This window comes from Streptomyces sp. NPDC053079 (genome assembly GCF_044546695.1).
Taxonomy (GTDB): Bacteria; Actinomycetota; Actinomycetes; order Streptomycetales; family Streptomycetaceae; genus Streptomyces.
In genome coordinates this window covers 456,439-473,015 of sequence record NZ_JBITZJ010000008.1, presented here as the reverse complement: position 1 = coordinate 473,015, position 16,577 = coordinate 456,439, and the positions used below count along the sequence as shown (strand labels likewise).

The window sequence follows — 16,577 nt, the reverse complement described above, 5'->3', positions numbered from 1 at the left end:
GGTGCATTGCAAGGCTAGACAGCGCGCAATCCTTCATTAGACTGGCAACGCCGCGGTCGACGCGGTCTGCTCTGGTGTGCCCGGCATATCAGGATTAGCCTGTCATTCTCTGATATAAGGACCGTGATCGACGTGAAGGTCGGCATCCCCCGCGAGGTCAAGAACAACGAATTCCGCGTGGCCATCACGCCCGCCGGCGTGCATGAGCTGGTGCGCAACGGCCACCAGGTCTTCGTCGAGAAGGGGGCCGGTGTCGGCTCCTCCATCACCGACGCCGAGTACGTGGCCGCCGGTGCGGCCATCCTGGACACCGCCGACGACGTCTGGGCCACCGCCGACCTGCTGCTGAAGGTCAAGGAGCCGATCGCGGAGGAGTACCACCGCCTCCGCAAGGGCCAGACCCTCTTCACCTACCTGCACCTCGCCGCCTCCCGCGAGTGCACGGACGCGCTGCTCGAGTCGGGCACCACCGCCATCGCGTACGAGACGGTCGAGCTCGCCAACCGCGCGCTGCCGCTGCTCGCCCCGATGTCCGAGGTCGCGGGCCGGCTGGCCCCGCAGGTCGGTGCCTACCACCTGATGCGCTCGGCCGGCGGCCGCGGCGTGCTGCCGGGCGGCGTCCCGGGCACGGCGGCGGGCAAGGCCGTCGTCATCGGCGGCGGCGTCTCCGGCTGGAACGCCGCGCAGATCGCCGTCGGCATGGGCTTCCACGTCACCCTGCTCGACCGTGACATCAACAAGCTCCGCGAGGCCGACAAGGTCTTCGGCACCAAGGTGCAGACGATCGTCTCCAACGCCTACGAGCTGGAGAAGGCCGTCGTCGAGGCCGACCTGGTCATCGGCGCCGTCCTCATCCCGGGCGCCAAGGCCCCCAAGCTGGTCACCAACGAGCTCGTCGCCAAGATGAAGCCCGGAAGTGTACTTGTCGACATTGCGATCGACCAGGGCGGCTGCTTCGAGGACTCCAAGCCGACCACCCACGCGGAGCCGACCTTCCAGGTCCACGACTCCGTCTTCTACTGCGTCGCCAACATGCCGGGCGCGGTGCCGAACACCTCCACCTACGCGCTGACCAACGCCACGCTGCCCTACATCGTGGAGCTGGCCAACCGCGGCTGGCAGGAGGCGCTGCGTCGCGACGCCGCGCTCGCCAAGGGTCTCAACACGCATGAGGGTCAGGTCGTTTACGGCCCCGTCGCCGAGGCGCACGGTCTGCCGCACGTCGAACTGAGCACCCTGCTCGGCTGAGCCGTCATGGCGTAACCCATAAGAGCACGCACCCGGCCGGGCCTTGTCGAGCAAGGTCCGGCCGGGGTGTTTTGCCGTGCTTTGACCTGCCCGTGATTCTTCCGGGTTATCCGCCGTACACCCTTGACAGAAGGGTGTTCGATTGCCGACACATCGTGCCGTCTCCGGCGGATTGTGTTGCTGCGGACCGCCGACACGCCATAGAGTCGCCAACCGTCGGCATGGTGCCACGCTGACGTATCTAGATGTTTCCTGGTCACCAAGGAGGTAGGACGACTTGTGAATGAGTCGACATTTGCTCCCGGGGGTGGTCACCCAGGAATGCCTGCGCTGGGCCAGAGTCCCGTGGGACTCCAAGCTGTCGGCTCCGTCGCTGTCCACACCTTCGCAGCCCACCAGAACATCCAGAGCATGACGACAGCCCACCAGAGCATGGACGGTCAACACGTGAACGCCATGGCCGGCGACCGGGGCGGGGCGGAATCCACCCGTCTCGCCGACTACGAGCAAGTGCCGGACGGGCACTTCTACGACCCCGACGCGGAGTACGAGCCCGACCCCGAGTACGCGGCGACGCTCGCACCCGACGCCGCGCGCCAGCGCCGTGAGCGCATCGGCCCCACCGGGCGTCCCCTGCCGTACTTCCCGATCCCCGGCCCGCTGGCCCATCACGGCCCGGCCAAGATCATCGCGATGTGCAACCAGAAGGGCGGGGTCGGCAAGACCACCTCGACCATCAACCTGGGCGCCGCGCTCGCGGAGTACGGACGCCGGGTCCTGCTGGTCGACTTCGACCCCCAGGGCGCGCTCTCGGTCGGCCTCGGGGTCAACCCGATGGAGCTCGATCTGACGGTCTACAACCTGCTCATGGAGCGGGGCATGTCGGCCGACGAGGTGCTGCTGAAGACGGCCGTCCCCAACATGGACCTGCTGCCCAGCAATATCGACTTGTCGGCGGCCGAGGTCCAGCTCGTCAGCGAGGTCGCCCGCGAATCCACGCTCCAGCGCGCCCTGAAGCCGCTGATGTCGGACTACGACTACATCGTGATCGACTGTCAGCCCTCGCTCGGCCTGCTCACCGTCAACGCGCTGACGGCGGCTCACAAGGTGATCGTGCCGCTCGAGTGCGAGTTCTTCGCGCTGCGCGGCGTCGCGCTGCTCACCGAGACGATCGAGAAGGTCCAGGAGCGGCTCAACCCCGAACTCGAGCTGGACGGCATCCTCGCCACGATGTACGACTCGCGGACCGTGCACAGCCGTGAGGTCCTCGCGCGCGTGGTCGAGGCGTTCGACGATCACGTCTACCACACCGTCATCGGCCGTACGGTCCGCTTCCCCGAGACCACGGTCGCGGGCGAGCCCATCACCACGTACGCGTCCAACTCCGTCGGCGCCGCCGCGTACCGTCAGCTGGCCAGGGAGGTGCTCGCCCGGTGTCACGCCGAGTGAGTCTGCCCGGTGCCGACGAGCTGTTCCGCACCACCGGCGGGATGGGGCTGCAGTCCTCCTCCCCGCGCCGGAAGGCGAACGGCGAGCCGCGGGTGCCGGGACCGGGCGACGGGCCCGACGTCGAGCGCCCGGCCAAGGGCGCGGAGCGGGACGGGCGCGGTGCGGCCGCCCCCGCGGCCGCGGCGGCCACGGGCCAGGAGCAGGACGCCGAGCGCCGCGCCGTGGACGGCCGCGAGCGCGCGGCCGCCGCCCGTGCGGCGGGCGAGCCCGCCACCCAGGGCAAGCGGCGCGGGCGCGCCGCCAACCGCCGGCCCAGCGGGCGCGAGCGCCACGACGAGAAGATCACCGTCTATGTCTCCGCCGAGGAGCTCATGGACCTCGAGCACGCCCGGCTGGTGCTGCGCGGCGAACACGGGCTCGCGGTCGACCGCGGCCGCATCGTCCGCGAGGCCGTCGCCGTCGTCCTCGCCGACCTGGAACAGCGCGGCGACGCGAGCATCCTCGTGCGGCGCCTGCGCGGCCGCTAACCTGCCGTCAACCGCAGTCGAACGCCGTCCCCGCACCCCGGGCCGCACGGCCCGCCGCCCCGCCCCGCACCCTGGAACCCCGATGCCCGCAGCCGCTCCCTCTCCGGCCCGCCGTCCGCTGGGCCGCGGCCCGGGGAACCGGCCGGTGGAGCCGGAGCCGGAGGCGCCGGCTGCCGACGAGGCCCCGGAGCCGGAAGGTCCTGGGCCGGACGTGCCGCAGGCCGCCGCGGCCGCCGGTGGTGCGGACGACGGGCGGTTCACCGTCCGGCTGGCGAACTTCGAGGGGCCCTTCGACCTGTTGCTGCAGCTGATCGCCAAGCACAAGCTGGACGTCACCGAGGTCGCCCTGTCCAAGGTCACCGACGAGTTCATGGCGCACATCCGTGCCATGGGACCGGACTTCGACCTGGACCAGACCACCGAGTTCCTCGTGGTCGCGGCGACGCTGCTCGACCTCAAGGCGGCCCGGCTGCTGCCCGCCGCCGAGGTGGAGGACGAGGCGGATCTGGCCCTGCTGGAGGCGCGCGACCTGCTCTTCGCCCGGTTGCTGCAGTACCGGGCGTACAAGCGGATCGCGGAGATCTTCAGCGAGCGGCTGGCCACGGAAGGCCGCCGCCACCCCCGTACGGTCGGCCTGGAGCCGCACCACGCCGAGCTGCTGCCCGAGGTCGTCCTCGGCATCGGGCCGCAGCGGCTGGCGGAGCTGGCCGTCAAGGCCATGCGGCCCAAGCCCGCGCCCCAGGTGTACGTGGACCACATCCACGCGCCGCTGGTCAGCGTCCGGGAGCAGGCCGAAGTCGTGGTGACCCGGCTGCGCGAGGCGGGCGAGGCCAGCTTCGGGGAGCTCACCGAGGACGCACCGGACACCCTCACCGTCGTGGCGCGTTTCCTGGCCCTTCTGGAGCTCTACCGCGAGCGGGTGGTCGCCCTGGACCAGGACGAGGCGCTGGGGGCCCTGAACGTCCGCTGGACGGGCGCGGAGGACGCCCGCCCGACGGTGACGGACGAGTTCGACCGCGAGCCGGAGACCGAGCCGGAGGCCGGACGGGACACCGGGACCGGGCCGGAGCCGGAGGAGAGCACACCGTGACCGAAGACGTGATCCACGACATGGCCGAAGAGATGACCGAAGACCTGGCCGGGGAGACGGCCCTCGCGCGGCTCGCCCTCAAGCCGGCCCTGGAGGCCGTGCTCATGGTCGTCGACGAGCCGGCCACCGAGGACCACCTCGCCAAGGTCCTCGAGCGGCCCCGGCGCGACGTCGCCGCCGCCCTGCGCGAGCTGTCCGACGACTACACCGCCCAGGGCCGCGGATTCGACCTGCGGCACGTGGCCGGCGGCTGGCGTTTCTTCACCCGCACCGAGTACGCCGACGCCGTCGAGGCCTTCGTCCTCGACGGGCAGCAGGCCCGGCTCACCCAGGCCGCGCTGGAGACCCTGGCCGTGGTCGCGTACCGTCAGCCGGTCAGCCGTTCGCGGGTCTCGGCCGTACGCGGCGTGAACTGCGACGGCGTCATGCGCACCCTCCTCCAGCGCGGTCTGGTGGAGGAGGCGGGGACGGAACCCGAAACAGGTGCGATCCTGTACAGGACGACGAATTACTTTCTGGAGCGCATGGGCCTGCGCGGCCTGGACGAGCTCCCGGAGCTCGCCCCCTTCCTCCCCGAGGCGGAAGCGATCGAGGGCGACACTCAGGAAGGTGTGCCGTCGTTCGATCCGGACGCACCGGACACCGACGCAGACGACAAGACGGAACTTTGATGCGAAGCAGCGGCAGGAACAGCGGAAGCGGCAACCGGGACGACCGGGGCGGCCGGGCAGGGTCTTCCCGTCCGGCGTCCGGGGGCGGGCGCGCGGGCGGCGGCCGTTCCGGCGGCGGACGCCCCGAGAGCGGCGGCCGCTCCGGTGGCGGGAGCTACGGCGGCGGTCGTTCCGGCGGCGGCAGCTACGGCGGCCGCTCCGAGGGCGGGCGTTACGAGGGCGGTCGCGGCGGGGACCGCCGCGACGACCGTCGCGATGACCGGCAGCAGGAGCGTCCGCGTCGTCCGCGCCCCGAGGAGCGCCGTTACGACGTGGGCCCGGACGCCGAGCGCACCCGCGGCGGCGCCACCAGCGGCCGTCAGAGCGGCCCCACCAGCGGTCGCGGCGCGGCGGCCCGCGGCGGTGCCAAGGGCGGCCCCAAGCGGAGCTCCACGGCCGGCTCCGGCGGTCGCAGCAGCGGGCCCGCCCGCGGTCACGGCTACGCCCCCGCCCGCCCGCGCGAGCTCGACGCCAAGATCGAGGAGCGCAACCGGGAGCGGCACAACAAGCCGCAGGTGAAGACCCCCAAGACCTTCCCCGGCGCCGAGCAGGAGGGCGAGCGCCTGCAGAAGGTGCTGGCCCGGGCCGGCATGGGCTCGCGGCGTGCCTGCGAAGAGCTCATCGAGATGGCGCGCGTCGAGGTCAACGGCGAGATCGTCACCGAGCAGGGCCTGCGCGTGGACCCGGAGAAGGACGAGATCAAGGTCGACGGCCTGACGGTCGCCACCCAGTCGTACCTCTTCTTCGCGCTCAACAAGCCGGCCGGCGTCGTCTCCACCATGGAGGACCCCGACGGCCGCCAGTGCCTCGGCGACTACGTCACCAACCGCGACACCCGGCTCTTCCACGTCGGCCGTCTCGACACGGAGACCGAGGGCATCATCCTGCTCACCAACCACGGTGAGCTGGCCCATCGCCTCACGCACCCCAAGTACGGCGTGCAGAAGACGTACCTGGCGGCCATCACGGGCCCGCTGCCGCGCGACATCGGCAAGCAGCTCAAGAGCGGCATCCAGCTCGAGGACGGCTGGGCCCGCGCCGACAATTTCCGCGTCATCCAGCAGACCGGCAAGAACTACCTCGTCGAGGTGACCCTCCACGAGGGCCGCAAGCACATCGTGCGCCGCATGCTCGCCGAGGCCGGCTTCCCGGTCGAGAAGCTGGTCCGCACCAGCTTCGGCCCGATCCCCCTGGGCGACCAGAAGTCCGGCTGGCTGCGCCGCCTGACCAACACCGAGGTCGGCATGCTCATGCGCGAGGTCGACCTCTAGACCACCCGGCAGGGCGGGCCGCACGGCCCGCCCTGGCGTTCGGTCGTGCGGCGCTCGTGCCGCCCGTGGGCTACGACCACACCGCCAGGCCCGTCGCCCGGCCCTCCTCGTCGCGCTGGATCTCCATCATGCCCTCCACCGCGTCACGGGTGATCCTGCCGAAGACGTGCGGGAACAGGGTGCCCGCCGCCACCCCCGGCGGCGGCGCCGGCACGGCGGCCTCCCAGCGCACCATCACGTCCAGCTTGTGCTCGTCGATCAGCAGGACCATCAGCGGGCCGGGCACCTCGCGGTAGAACGCGGTGGCCACGGCGAGCGTGGTCGCCTCGTCGGGGGAGCAGTGGACGAAGCCCTCCTCGGCGAGGGACGCGGGGGAGTAGGGGCGGTCGGGCACGGTCAGCCAGTCGTCCAGCGGCACCACGTGATAGATCATGAACACGGTTGTACCCGACGAGGGCCCCGCCAGTCCCGGGCGGCGGGCTGACTAGACATCCCACGCACTGAACGCGTCAAGCGGCTTCGGCGACGATCTCCTTCGACGGCTGGTTCGGGAAGGCCCTCGTCTCGTCGTAGCCCTGATCGTTTTGCAGGCAGTGGAAGAGCATTCCCATGAAGCGATTGAAGAGATGCCGCTGGGCGGCGACGTGCCGGTCTCCGGCCTCCCGGCGGCGGTCGTAGTGAGCTCTGGCGGCGGGGGAGGCGGTGAGGGCTGCGAAGGCCCACACATAGCCGACGGCGGCCAGGCGCTGGTTCTTGACCTTGCGGCTCATCACGACGCAGCTCTTGCCACTGGACCGGGTCACCGGTGCGCTTCCGGCGTAGGCCTTGATGGAGGAGGCGTTCGCGAAGCGGGATCGGTCGTCCCCGATCTCGGCAAGCACGCGGGCGCCGGCTAATCGTCCCAGTCCCGGAAAGCTGGCGATGACCTGCGCGTCCCGGTGCTGGTCGAACGCTGTGACGGTGGCGGCCTCAAGATCCTCGGCGTTGGCGCAAGCGGTCTCCAGCTGCCGCACTAGGGCGGCGGCCTGCTGTCCGAGAGCGTGCTCGACCTCTGGCAGCTGGTGCAGGTAGTCGCGGCGGAGGATCTCGTGGAGCCGGTCGGCCTCGGCCGGGATGCCACGGATACGTCCAGCGCGCTTGAGAAGGGCCTGCAACTGCCGGCGTGTGAGCTTGGAGGCTGCGGTCGGGGTCGGTGCCGCGGCCAGGATGGTGCGGGCTTCTCGAGAGGACACGCCATCGCGCTTGTCGGCGAAGGCCACCAGGATCGAGGGGTAGAACTCGCGCAGCTGGGAGCGGAGCTTGTTGTGGGACTGGGTGCGGGCCCAGACCGCGTCCTGCTGAGCGCGGGCGAGCACGGCGATCGCCTGGGCGAGCTCGGAGTCCTTCGGCAGGGGCCGGTGCTCGGCCATGTCGACTCGCAGAATGTTGGCCAGGGTGGCAGCGTCGATCGCGTCGGACTTCTTGCGGGCTACCGAGTGCCGGTCCCGGTAGCGGGCCACGGCGAGCGGGTTGATCGCGAACACCGGGCGGCCGGTCGCTCGCAGGCAGGCGACCAGCAAGCCGCGTGAGGTCTCGATCGCGACTGGGATCGGGCACTGCTGGCTGTCACCGTGCTCGCTCAGCAGCGCGGTGAGCTGGGCGAAACCGGCCTTGTCATCGCTGATCCGCAGTTTGGCGACTTGCTTGCCGTCGGTTCGGACCAGTGCGACGTCATGATGGTCTTCGGCCCAGTCCACCCCGCAGAACACCGGCGCCGGTAACCCTGTGATCTCCATCGTGTTCTCCTCGTGCTCAGGCGTTTACGCAGGCCAGAGCCTGTGCAGGGTGCGCGTGCTCCCTAATGGCAGTGCTCACGGGCACAACATCCCACCAGCCGTTCGCAACCCCAGCGAGCCGCGCGGCCCTCGCTCTTAACCAGAGCTCGATGGCCCTCGGTGTGGTGAGAGGTGATCCGCACGGCCGACTCAAGCCACGGACAACAAAACTCTCCGAAGCACCACAGCGGGCACGATGAACCAATCTGTCTCAGCTCGTGCCGCCGTGTGTGCAATCTGCCCAGCGGTGTGGGCGGACGTGATTGATGCCGGTCAGGGCGAGATCGCTCTCACTAAAGGACTTCATGTCCAGGTGGCGGACCAGACCTTGGCCCTGACCGACAGGGGCGGCACTGCCTCGCTCTAGTCATAGGGCTCAAGGCCTTCTGGCTGGGGGCAAGAGATCAGCACCTCCTTGATGCCCCATTAGGCTGGGGCCGTGAGAACCGCCCTTGTCATCGGAACCGGACTGATCGGCACGTCCGCCGCCCTCGCACTGGCCGGTCGCGGCGTCCAGGTGCACCTCATGGACCACGACCCCGCCCAGGCCCGTACGGCCGCCGCACGCGGCGCCGGCACGGACCAGGCGCCCGAGGGACGCGTGGACCTCGCGATCGTCGCCGTACCGCCCGCACACGTCGCCATGACCCTCGCCGAGGCGATCCGCGACGACCTCGCCCGCGCCTATCTGGACGTCGCCAGCGTCAAGGGCGGTCCGCGCCGCGAGCTCGAGGAGCTCGGCTGCGACCTCAGCGGCTACCTCGGCACGCATCCGATGGCCGGGCGCGAGCGCTCCGGCCCGATGGCGGCCACCGCCGACCTCTTCGAGGGCCGGCCCTGGGTGCTGACCCCGACCCCCGCCACCGACACCGAGGTCCTCAACCTCGCCCTCGAACTGGTCGCCCTGTGCCGGGCGGTGCCCGTCGTCATGGACGCCGACGCCCACGACCGCGCCGTCGCCCTCGTCTCGCACACCCCGCAGCTGATCTCCAGCATGGTCGCCGCCCGCCTGCGGGAGGCCGACGAGACGGCCGTGCGCCTGTGCGGCCAGGGCATCCGCGACGTCACCCGCATCGCGGCCTCCGACCCGCGCATGTGGATCGACATCCTCTCCGCCAACCCCGGGCCCGTCGCCGACGTCCTCGCCGACGTCGCCGCCGACCTCGAGGAGACCGTCACCGCCCTGCGCGCCCTGGACTCCGCCGACGAGGACAAGCGCCTGGGCGGCGCGGCCGGCATCGAGGCCGTCCTGCGGCGCGGCAACGCGGGCCGCTCCCGGGTCCCCGGCAAGCACGGCGCGGCTCCGGCGGCCTACGAGAGCGTGAGCGTCCTCATCGGCGACCAGCCGGGCGAGCTGGCCCGGATCTTCGCCGACGCCGGCCGGGCGGGCGTCAACATCGAGGACGTACGCATCGAGCACGCCACCGGCCAGCAGGCGGGCCTGATCCAGCTGATGGTCGAGCCGGCGGCCGTGGCGGGGCTCACCGCGACGCTCCGGGACCGGGGCTGGGCGGTGCGCCAGTAGCCGCCCGGACCGTACGGCTGCGCGGGGCGGTCCGGCGAGCCAGTAACCTTGGGTGAGCCTGATATGGGCCCATCCGCTCCGCCCCGTGCACAAGGAAGGTGTCTGACACCGTGGAAACCGCCGCCCGGACCGCCCCGGCAGCTGTCATCGTCGGCATCGACGGCCCCTCCGGCACGGGCAAGTCCAGCACCTCCAAGGCCGTGGCCGCCAAGCTCGGCCTGCGCTACCTGGACACCGGCGCCCAGTACCGGGCGATCACCTGGTGGATGCTGAGCAACGGCATCGACGTCGCCGACGCCGCCGCCGTGGCCGACGCCGCCGCCAAGCCGGAGATCGTCTCCGGCACCGACCCGGCCGCGCCCACCATCACCGTCGACGGGGCGGACGCCTCGGCGCCCATCCGCACCCGGGAGGTCACCGCGGCGGTCAGCGCCGTCAGCGCGGTGCCGGAGGTGCGCACGCGCCTGACCGAGCTGCAGCGGACCATCGCCGCCGAGGCCCCGGACGGCATCGTCGTCGAGGGCCGGGACATCGGCACCACCGTGCTGCCCGACGCCGACCTCAAGATCTTCCTCACCGCCTCGGCCGAGGCGCGCGCCGCCCGCCGCAGCGGTGAGCTGAAGGGCAAGGAGGCGACCGACCTGGCCGCCACCCAGGCCGCCCTGATCAAGCGGGACGCGGCCGACTCCGGCCGCAAGACCTCCCCGCTCGCCAAGGCCGCCGACGCGGTCGAGGTCGACACCACCGAGCTGACGCTCGAGCAGGTCATCGAGTGCGTCGTCACGCTCGTGGAGGAGCGGCGCAATCGAGACGCAGCGCAGGTCGAGGGTTCCGACCGAGGGACGAGGGAGGGGCACTCGGCCGGAGCGGAGTCGAGATGAAGCGCGACCGAGGGCGGGGAGCGGCGGGCAGCGGCGTGAGCGGACCTGTCACCGGAACCGAGGCCGGGGCCGCCGTCGGCCGCCGGATCGGGATCGGGCTGATGTACGGGCTGTGGAAGCCCCGCGTCCTGGGCGCCTGGCGGGTGCCCACCGCGGGGCCGGTCATCCTGGCCGTCAACCACTCCCACAACATCGACGGCCCCATGGTGATGGGCACCGCGCCCCGCCCGGTGCACTTCCTGATCAAGCAGGAGGCGTTCACCGGCCCGCTGGACCCGTTCCTGCGGGGGATCGGCCAGCTCAAGGTGGACCGCGAGAGCGCCGACCGGGCCGCCATCGGCGACGCGCTGGCCGTGCTGGAGCGCGGCCACGTCCTGGGGATCTTCCCCGAGGGCACCCGGGGCGAGGGCGACTTCTCGTCGCTGCGCGCCGGGCTGGCCTATTTCGCCGTACGGTCGGGGGCGCCGATCGTGCCGGTGGCGGTGCTGGGCAGCGCCCGCGAGCGGGGCCGGCTGGTCCCCGGGCTGCCTCCGCTGCGCAGCCGGATCGACGTGGTCTTCGGTGACCCGTTCGAGGCGGGCGACGGCAGCGGGAAGCGGACCCGGACCGCGCTGGACGCGGCCGCGACCCGGGTCCAGCAGCGGCTGGCCGCACACCTGGCGGAAGCCAGGCGGCTGACCGGTCGTACGACCAACGAGACTTGAGTAGCGGCCCGCACGGGCGGTCCGTCCGATGACGAAGCACTTCAAAAGCAGGGAATTGACTTCATGAACGACCAGATCCACTCCGGCGACGAGCACGGTGAGCTTGGCGACGCCGAGTACGCGGAGTTCATGGAGCTCGCGGCGCAGGAGGGCTTCGACGCCGAGGAGGTCGAGAGCGAGCTCGCCGCCGCCGGCCACGGCCCGCTGCCCGTGCTCGCCGTCGTCGGCCGCCCCAACGTCGGCAAGTCGACGCTGGTGAACCGCATCATCGGCCGCCGCGAGGCCGTCGTCCAGGACAAGCCGGGCGTCACCCGCGACCGCGTCACCTACGAGGCCGAGTGGGCCGGCCGCCGCTTCAAGGTCGTCGACACCGGCGGCTGGGAGCAGGACGTCCTCGGGCTCGACGCGTCCGTCGCCGCCCAGGCGGAGTACGCGATCGAGGCCGCCGACGCGGTGGTCTTCGTCGTGGACGCCACGGTCGGCGCCACCGACACCGACGAGGCCGTCGTCAAGCTGCTGCGCCGCGCGGGCAAGCCCGTCGTGCTGTGCGCCAACAAGGTCGACGGCCAGTCCGGCGAGGCCGACGCCACCGCGCTGTGGTCGCTCGGTCTCGGCGAGCCGATGCCGGTCTCCGCGCTGCACGGCCGTGGCACGGGCGACATGCTCGACGAGGTGCTCAACGCCCTGCCCGAGGCCCCGGCCCAGACCTTCGGCACCGCCCCCGGCGGACCGCGCCGCATCGCGCTGATCGGCCGCCCGAACGTCGGCAAGTCCTCCCTGCTGAACAAGGTCGCGGGCGAGGAGCGGGTCGTCGTCAACGAGCTGGCCGGCACCACCCGTGACCCGGTCGACGAGCTGATCGAGCTGGGCGGCACGACCTGGAAGTTCGTCGACACCGCCGGCATCCGCAAGCGCGTGCACCTGCAGGAGGGCGCGGACTACTACGCCTCCCTGCGCACCGCCGCGGCGGTCGAGAAGGCCGAGGTCGCGGTCATCCTCATCGACGCGAGCGAGACCATCAGCGTCCAGGACCAGCGCATCATCACCATGGCCGTCGAGGCCGGGCGGGCGATGGTCCTCGCGTTCAACAAGTGGGACACCCTCGACGAGGAGCGTCGCTACTACCTCGAGCGCGAGATCGAGACCGAGCTGCAGCAGATCGCGTGGGCGCCGCGGGTCAACGTCTCGGCGCGCACGGGCCGCCACATGGAGAAGCTGGTCCCGGCGATCGAGACGGCCCTGGAGGGCTGGGAGACGCGGGTGCCGACCGGTCGGCTGAACGCCTTCCTCGGCGAGCTCGTCGCGGCCCACCCGCACCCGATCCGGGGCGGCAAGCAGCCCCGCATCCTCTTCGGAACCCAGGCGGGCACCAAGCCCCCGCGCTTCGTGCTCTTCGCCTCCGGCTTCATCGAGGCCGGCTACCGCCGCTTCATCGAGCGCCGTCTGCGCGAGGAGTTCGGCTTCGAGGGCACCCCGATCCACCTGTCGGTGCGGGTGCGTGAGAAGCGCGGTCGCAAGAAGTAGGCGAGAAGCGGGACGGTAGTACGACGCCGGGCAGCCCCGGATCCCACCGGGGTCCGGGGCTCCGTCGTGTGCCGGAGCGGGGCGGCGGCTAGAAGCCGCGGGAGTGGCCGTCGCGCGGGGCGGGCGGCAGGGCGGGCAGCTGACTGCCGCGCGGGCGCCCGTAGTACGACTCCCACACCGCGTTGTACCCCGACTGACCCGGATAGGCGGACGGCCCCGTCAGCTGCCCGGCGTAGCCGTACCCGCCCTGGTGCGGGCCGAAGGCCTTGAACCGCAGGTCCTCCTCGCCCGAGCGGTCCCCGGGCAGGGCCCGGAAGGATCGGCGGTACTCGGAGCAGAGAGCGTCGTAGATCGGGGTGACCGAGGCGGGGTGACTCTCCGTGGAGGCGTCGCGGGGTGGCCGCATGCCGGGAATGTGGTTCGGGTACGAGGTCCGGGCGGGTTCGTATGAGTACACATCCCTGCCAACGACCTCGAGGCCCGTCGGATGCGGCCCGGGGCGCGAATGGCCCGCCGGGAGGATGCCCGCCGGGTGCACGACGGGGCGCAGGTCGCCGCTCATGTGCCCGCCAGCGGCATGGCCGCCCCCACCAGCCGGCCGCCCGCGGCCGCCCGGTCCAGGGCCTCGCGCAGCAGGTCCTCGCGCGGCTGTGCCCCGATCGTCCCGACCGGGGCACAGAAGACCAGTACCTGGCGCGTCTTGTTGACCGCGGCCCGCCACTCGTCGGCGACCTGCATCGCCTGGTGCGCCTGCCACCAGGCCTGGGGCGTGGTCCCCCCGGCCGGCGGCTGCATGACCGCGTGCAGCTTGCCCATGGCCACCAGCACCGACCAGCCCGGGAGCGGCGGCGGCTCCTCGTCGACGTCGGTCACGGGCGCGAAGCCCTGCTCGGTGAGCAGCTCCAGGAAGACGTCGACCGGGCCCGTGGTGCCCGGGCGGGCGATCGGCCCCAGCGGCTCCACCACCAGTGCGGGGTGCACATTGCCGCTGACCAGCACCAGACCGCTCGTCACCCCGAGCTCGGCCTGCAGCGGCACCTCCGGCTCGCCCTCGCCGGTGATGGAGCGCACGGCGCCCTGCAGCTGCTCCTCGGAGACCGGGACCACCTGGGAGGGGATGCAGGCGGCGTGGGCGAAGGCCAGCACGGCCGTCTCGTCCCCGACGAACAGCACCGTGCTGGTGCGCTCCTTCTCGGTGTGGCCGGGGGTGCGGCAGGAGGTGCAGTCGTAGGGCCCCGGGGCGCTGTCGCCGCCCAGCAGACGCTCCGCTTCCTCGGCGCCGATCTCGGCGCGTACCTCGTCGCTGACATCGAGCATGCGCGGCACGGGGTCTCCTCTAAAACTTGGTGTGACACTCGGTGGGCAAGCACTGCGGATCGCTACGCGGGGTGAGCATGGCGGAACCCGGCTCGTAAGGAGACAACGGACGATCCATGGCCTGGGTCACGCCCCGGAAAAGTTCCCGGATCCGCTACCGATTCGCCATCTGTTGAAGAACGACTTGGTGATCAAGGCCAACCTGCCGGCCCGCCCCACGGTCTAACCTCTCAGTGGAGGCGGGCTACCAGGACTGTCCGCGGCATACCGGCTGCATGGGGACGAATGCACATCTCATTCCTGATTCACAACGCGTACGGCATCGGCGGCACGATCCGCACCACGTACAACCTGGCGGGCACCCTCGCCGAGCAGCACGACGTGGAGATCGTCTCCGTCTTCCGTCACCGCCAGGAGCCGGTCTTCACCCCCAGCCCCAAGGTGCGGCTGCGCCATCTGGTGGATCTGCGCAAGGACAGCCCCGGCTACGAGGGCGACGACCCCGACTACCAGCGCCCGGCGTCGGTCTTCCCGGCCACCGAGGGCCGCTACAAGCAGTACAGCGCCCTCACCGACCGGCGGATCGCCGAGCACCTGCGGGGCCTGGACTGCGACGTGGTGGTCGGCACCCGCCCCGGGCTCAACGTCCACATCGCCCAGCAGGCCCGCCGCGGCCCGGTCCGCGTCGGCCAGGAGCACCTGACGCTCGGCACCCACTCCCCGCGCCTGAAGCTGACGCTGCGCACCCACTACCCGCGCCTGGACGCCGTCACCACCGTGACCGAGGCCGACGCCGAGACCTACCGCAAGCTGATGCGGCTGCCGGGCGTACGCGTCGAAGCCGTGCCCAACAGCGTGCCCGCACCGGCGCTCGAGCCCGCCGACGGCAGCGGCAAATGGGTGATCGCCGCCGGCCGGCTCGCCCCCGCCAAGCGCTACGACATCCTCATCCGCGCCTTCGCGAAGGTCGTCGCCGAGCGCTCCGACTGGCGGCTGCGGATCTACGGCGCCGGTGCCGAGCGCGCCAAGCTGCGCGCCCTCATCGACAAGCACGGCCTGTACAACCACGTCCTGCTCATGGGCCCGGCCACGCCGCTGGACCCCGAGTGGGTCAAGGGCTCCATCGGCGCGGTCACCTCCAGCCTGGAGTCCTTCGGCATGACCATCGTCGAGGCGATGCGCTGCGGGGTGCCGGTGGTCTCCACCGACTGCCCGCACGGCCCCGGAGAGATCATCAACGACGGCGTCGACGGACTGCTCGTGCCCGTCGGCAAGCCCGACGCCGTCGCCGCCGGGCTGCTGAAGCTCATCAACGACGACGAGCTGCGCGCCCGCATGGGACGCGAGGCCCTGGCGAGCTCGGCACGCTTCGACCCCGCCCGGGTCGCCGGCCGCTACGAGAGCCTGTTCACCGACCTCCTCGCCCGCGGCAGCCTGCGCGGCTCGCTGCACCGCACCCGCGGCGCCCTGCTCAGCAGCGCCTTCCAGGCCAAGGACCTCTCCCGCTCCGCGCTGCGAAGGGTGCGTGCCGCGTGACACCGCCGAACCAGCCCACCGTGCCCGGGAGCCCCGACGAGCGTCCTCCCGGCTTTCCTTCGACCACCACCTCCGAGGAGTGCACCGACGTGTCTGCCCCTCCCCTGGCCTTCGGCGCGGAAAACCCCAGCGCCGACTGCATCGCCGATTCCGCGGGCGGACTCACCTTCGACCTCGACGTCCCCGGCAGCGCCGACGCGGCCGCCCACTGGTCCGCGGCCCTCGTGCTGCGCCGCCGCGGCAGTGCCCCGGCCGAGGCGCCCGGCGACGCCGACGAGGTCCGTCTGCCGCTCGCGCCCAGCGGTGCCGGCCGGGTGCGCGCCGTCCTGCCCAGCACGGTCGCCCTCCCCGAAGGCCGCTGGGACGTCCACGTGGCCTGCGGCGAGGCCGCCCCGCAGCGGTTGCTGCCGGGCCTGGCCGACCTGCGCTCCCTGGTCGACCGCAGGCCCGGCCCCAGCACCTCGCCGCTGGCGGTCCGCATCCCGTACGCGACCAAGCACGGCAACCTCTCCCTGCGCAGCTGGCTGCGCGCCCCGCACGCCGAGGCGGGGGACGTGCTCGTCGAGGACTCCGGCATAACCGGCCACGGCAGCCTCTACCGGGTCGAGGACCCCGGCGCCTGGCTCGCCGGGGCCGTCGTCGAGGCCCGCTGCCGCCGCGCCCCCGAGCTGGTGCGCACCGCACCGGTCACCGCCGACGGCCAGGACTTCACCTTCGCCCTCTCCTACGCACAGCTGTGCGAGGAGTGGCGGGGCGGACTGGACGTGTGGGACCTGTGGCTGCGCGGGCCGGAGGGCTCGCAGCCGGTCCGCATCGCCCGGATCCTGGACGACGTCGCCGACAAGAAGCAGATCTTCACCTACCCGGCGAAGCCCTACGCGGCCTCCTACGCCCCTGCCCGGGTGAGCCCGTACTACACGGTCGACAACGACCTCTCGATCAAGGTCGACGAGCGGCCGCCGGTGGCCGCCGCCCGGTAGC

The 16,577-nt window shown here is 71.9% G+C and carries 16 protein-coding genes; 12 read left to right on the top strand and 4 right to left on the bottom strand.

What is annotated here, in order from left to right; genetic code table 11:
• The first annotated feature begins 132 nt into the window (after positions 1-132).
• From ald to ACIGXW_RS29845, 6 genes are all read left to right on the top strand, one after another.
• Entirely contained in the window at positions 133-1,248 is a 1,116-nt protein-coding gene (gene ald / locus ACIGXW_RS29870; RefSeq protein ID WP_399575938.1) for an alanine dehydrogenase, read from the top strand.
• Positions 1,249-1,569: 321 nt separating this feature from the next.
• The gene (locus ACIGXW_RS29865; RefSeq protein ID WP_071964999.1) at positions 1,570-2,697 is read left to right on the top strand and encodes a ParA family protein; all 1,128 of its coding nucleotides are present in this window, start codon (positions 1,570-1,572) and stop codon (positions 2,695-2,697) included.
• The gene (locus ACIGXW_RS29860) at positions 2,682-3,224 is read left to right on the top strand and encodes a hypothetical protein (protein WP_071965000.1); all 543 of its coding nucleotides are present in this window, start codon (positions 2,682-2,684) and stop codon (positions 3,222-3,224) included. The genes ACIGXW_RS29865 and ACIGXW_RS29860 overlap by 16 nt, the downstream gene beginning before the upstream one ends.
• 82 nt (positions 3,225-3,306) lie before the next feature.
• Positions 3,307-4,314, top strand: coding sequence for a segregation and condensation protein A (locus ACIGXW_RS29855; protein WP_399575885.1), 1,008 nt, complete (start codon positions 3,307-3,309; stop codon positions 4,312-4,314).
• A gap of 20 nt (positions 4,315-4,334) precedes the next feature.
• Positions 4,335-4,985: an SMC-Scp complex subunit ScpB gene (gene scpB, locus ACIGXW_RS29850; RefSeq protein WP_071965013.1), complete on the top strand. Its 651-nt coding sequence runs from the start codon at positions 4,335-4,337 to the stop codon at positions 4,983-4,985.
• Entirely contained in the window at positions 4,985-6,295 is a 1,311-nt protein-coding gene (locus ACIGXW_RS29845) for a pseudouridine synthase (RefSeq protein WP_360913586.1), read from the top strand. Before scpB ends, ACIGXW_RS29845 begins: the two co-directional genes overlap by 1 nt.
• A gap of 70 nt (positions 6,296-6,365) precedes the next feature.
• Here ACIGXW_RS29845 and ACIGXW_RS29840 read toward each other — a convergent pair whose 3' ends face one another.
• Together ACIGXW_RS29840 and ACIGXW_RS29835 are read right to left on the bottom strand one after the other, a co-directional pair.
• Positions 6,366-6,728 (bottom strand): DUF952 domain-containing protein, encoded by a 363-nt coding sequence (locus ACIGXW_RS29840; RefSeq protein ID WP_071965014.1) that lies wholly within the window; start codon positions 6,726-6,728, stop codon positions 6,366-6,368.
• A gap of 76 nt (positions 6,729-6,804) precedes the next feature.
• Positions 6,805-8,070 (bottom strand): IS110 family transposase, encoded by a 1,266-nt coding sequence (locus ACIGXW_RS29835; protein WP_399575883.1) that lies wholly within the window; start codon positions 8,068-8,070, stop codon positions 6,805-6,807.
• A 478-nt stretch (positions 8,071-8,548) separates the two neighbouring features.
• Between ACIGXW_RS29835 and ACIGXW_RS29830 the strand changes: the two genes are divergently transcribed.
• The 4 genes from ACIGXW_RS29830 to der all read left to right on the top strand — a co-directional run bounded on the left by ACIGXW_RS29830 (position 8,549) and on the right by der (position 12,743).
• The gene (locus ACIGXW_RS29830) at positions 8,549-9,634 is read left to right on the top strand and encodes a prephenate dehydrogenase (RefSeq protein WP_071965002.1); all 1,086 of its coding nucleotides are present in this window, start codon (positions 8,549-8,551) and stop codon (positions 9,632-9,634) included.
• A 110-nt stretch (positions 9,635-9,744) separates the two neighbouring features.
• Positions 9,745-10,515, top strand: a complete 771-nt coding sequence (cmk, locus tag ACIGXW_RS29825) for a (d)CMP kinase (RefSeq protein WP_399575881.1) — start codon at positions 9,745-9,747, stop codon at positions 10,513-10,515.
• Positions 10,512-11,219: a lysophospholipid acyltransferase family protein gene (locus ACIGXW_RS29820; protein ID WP_399575880.1), complete on the top strand. Its 708-nt coding sequence runs from the start codon at positions 10,512-10,514 to the stop codon at positions 11,217-11,219. The genes cmk and ACIGXW_RS29820 overlap by 4 nt, the downstream gene beginning before the upstream one ends.
• Positions 11,220-11,282: 63 nt before the next feature.
• The gene (gene der, locus ACIGXW_RS29815; protein WP_360913594.1) at positions 11,283-12,743 is read left to right on the top strand and encodes a ribosome biogenesis GTPase Der; all 1,461 of its coding nucleotides are present in this window, start codon (positions 11,283-11,285) and stop codon (positions 12,741-12,743) included.
• A gap of 88 nt (positions 12,744-12,831) precedes the next feature.
• On the opposite strand, the gene ACIGXW_RS29810 is transcribed toward der, so the two are convergent.
• Together ACIGXW_RS29810 and ACIGXW_RS29805 are read right to left on the bottom strand one after the other, a co-directional pair.
• On the bottom strand, positions 12,832-13,149 hold the full coding sequence (locus tag ACIGXW_RS29810) for a hypothetical protein (protein ID WP_399575878.1): 318 nt from the start codon (positions 13,147-13,149) through the stop codon (positions 12,832-12,834).
• A 152-nt stretch (positions 13,150-13,301) separates the two neighbouring features.
• Positions 13,302-14,069 (bottom strand): hypothetical protein, encoded by a 768-nt coding sequence (locus ACIGXW_RS29805; protein ID WP_399575876.1) that lies wholly within the window; start codon positions 14,067-14,069, stop codon positions 13,302-13,304.
• Positions 14,070-14,345: 276 nt separating this feature from the next.
• On the opposite strand from ACIGXW_RS29805, the gene ACIGXW_RS29800 reads away from it, so the two are divergent.
• Both ACIGXW_RS29800 and ACIGXW_RS29795 read left to right on the top strand, forming a co-directional pair.
• Entirely contained in the window at positions 14,346-15,596 is a 1,251-nt protein-coding gene (locus ACIGXW_RS29800) for a glycosyltransferase family 4 protein (protein ID WP_399575875.1), read from the top strand.
• Positions 15,597-15,685: 89 nt separating this feature from the next.
• A complete protein-coding gene (locus ACIGXW_RS29795; RefSeq protein ID WP_399575873.1) occupies positions 15,686-16,576 on the top strand; it encodes a hypothetical protein in 891 nt (296 codons plus the stop codon).
• Position 16,577 lies beyond the last annotated feature (1 nt).

Excerpts from the sequence above, each read along its gene's own strand:
- ACIGXW_RS29865 (WP_071964999.1), top strand. The coding sequence starts at position 1,570 with ATGCCTGCGCTGGGCCAGAGTCCCGTGGGACTCCAAGCTGTCGGCTCC.
- ACIGXW_RS29855 (WP_399575885.1), top strand. The coding sequence starts at position 3,307 with ATGCCCGCAGCCGCTCCCTCTCCGGCCCGCCGTCCGCTGGGCCGCGGC.
- scpB (WP_071965013.1), top strand. The coding sequence starts at position 4,335 with ATGGCCGAAGAGATGACCGAAGACCTGGCCGGGGAGACGGCCCTCGCG.
- ACIGXW_RS29845 (WP_360913586.1), top strand. The coding sequence starts at position 4,985 with ATGCGAAGCAGCGGCAGGAACAGCGGAAGCGGCAACCGGGACGACCGG.
- ACIGXW_RS29840 (WP_071965014.1), bottom strand. The coding sequence starts at position 6,728 with ATGATCTATCACGTGGTGCCGCTGGACGACTGGCTGACCGTGCCCGAC.
- ACIGXW_RS29835 (WP_399575883.1), bottom strand. The coding sequence starts at position 8,070 with ATGGAGATCACAGGGTTACCGGCGCCGGTGTTCTGCGGGGTGGACTGG.
- ACIGXW_RS29820 (WP_399575880.1), top strand. The coding sequence starts at position 10,512 with ATGAAGCGCGACCGAGGGCGGGGAGCGGCGGGCAGCGGCGTGAGCGGA.
- der (WP_360913594.1), top strand. The coding sequence starts at position 11,283 with ATGAACGACCAGATCCACTCCGGCGACGAGCACGGTGAGCTTGGCGAC.
- ACIGXW_RS29810 (WP_399575878.1), bottom strand. The coding sequence starts at position 13,149 with ATGCGGCCACCCCGCGACGCCTCCACGGAGAGTCACCCCGCCTCGGTC.
- ACIGXW_RS29800 (WP_399575875.1), top strand. The coding sequence starts at position 14,346 with ATGCACATCTCATTCCTGATTCACAACGCGTACGGCATCGGCGGCACG.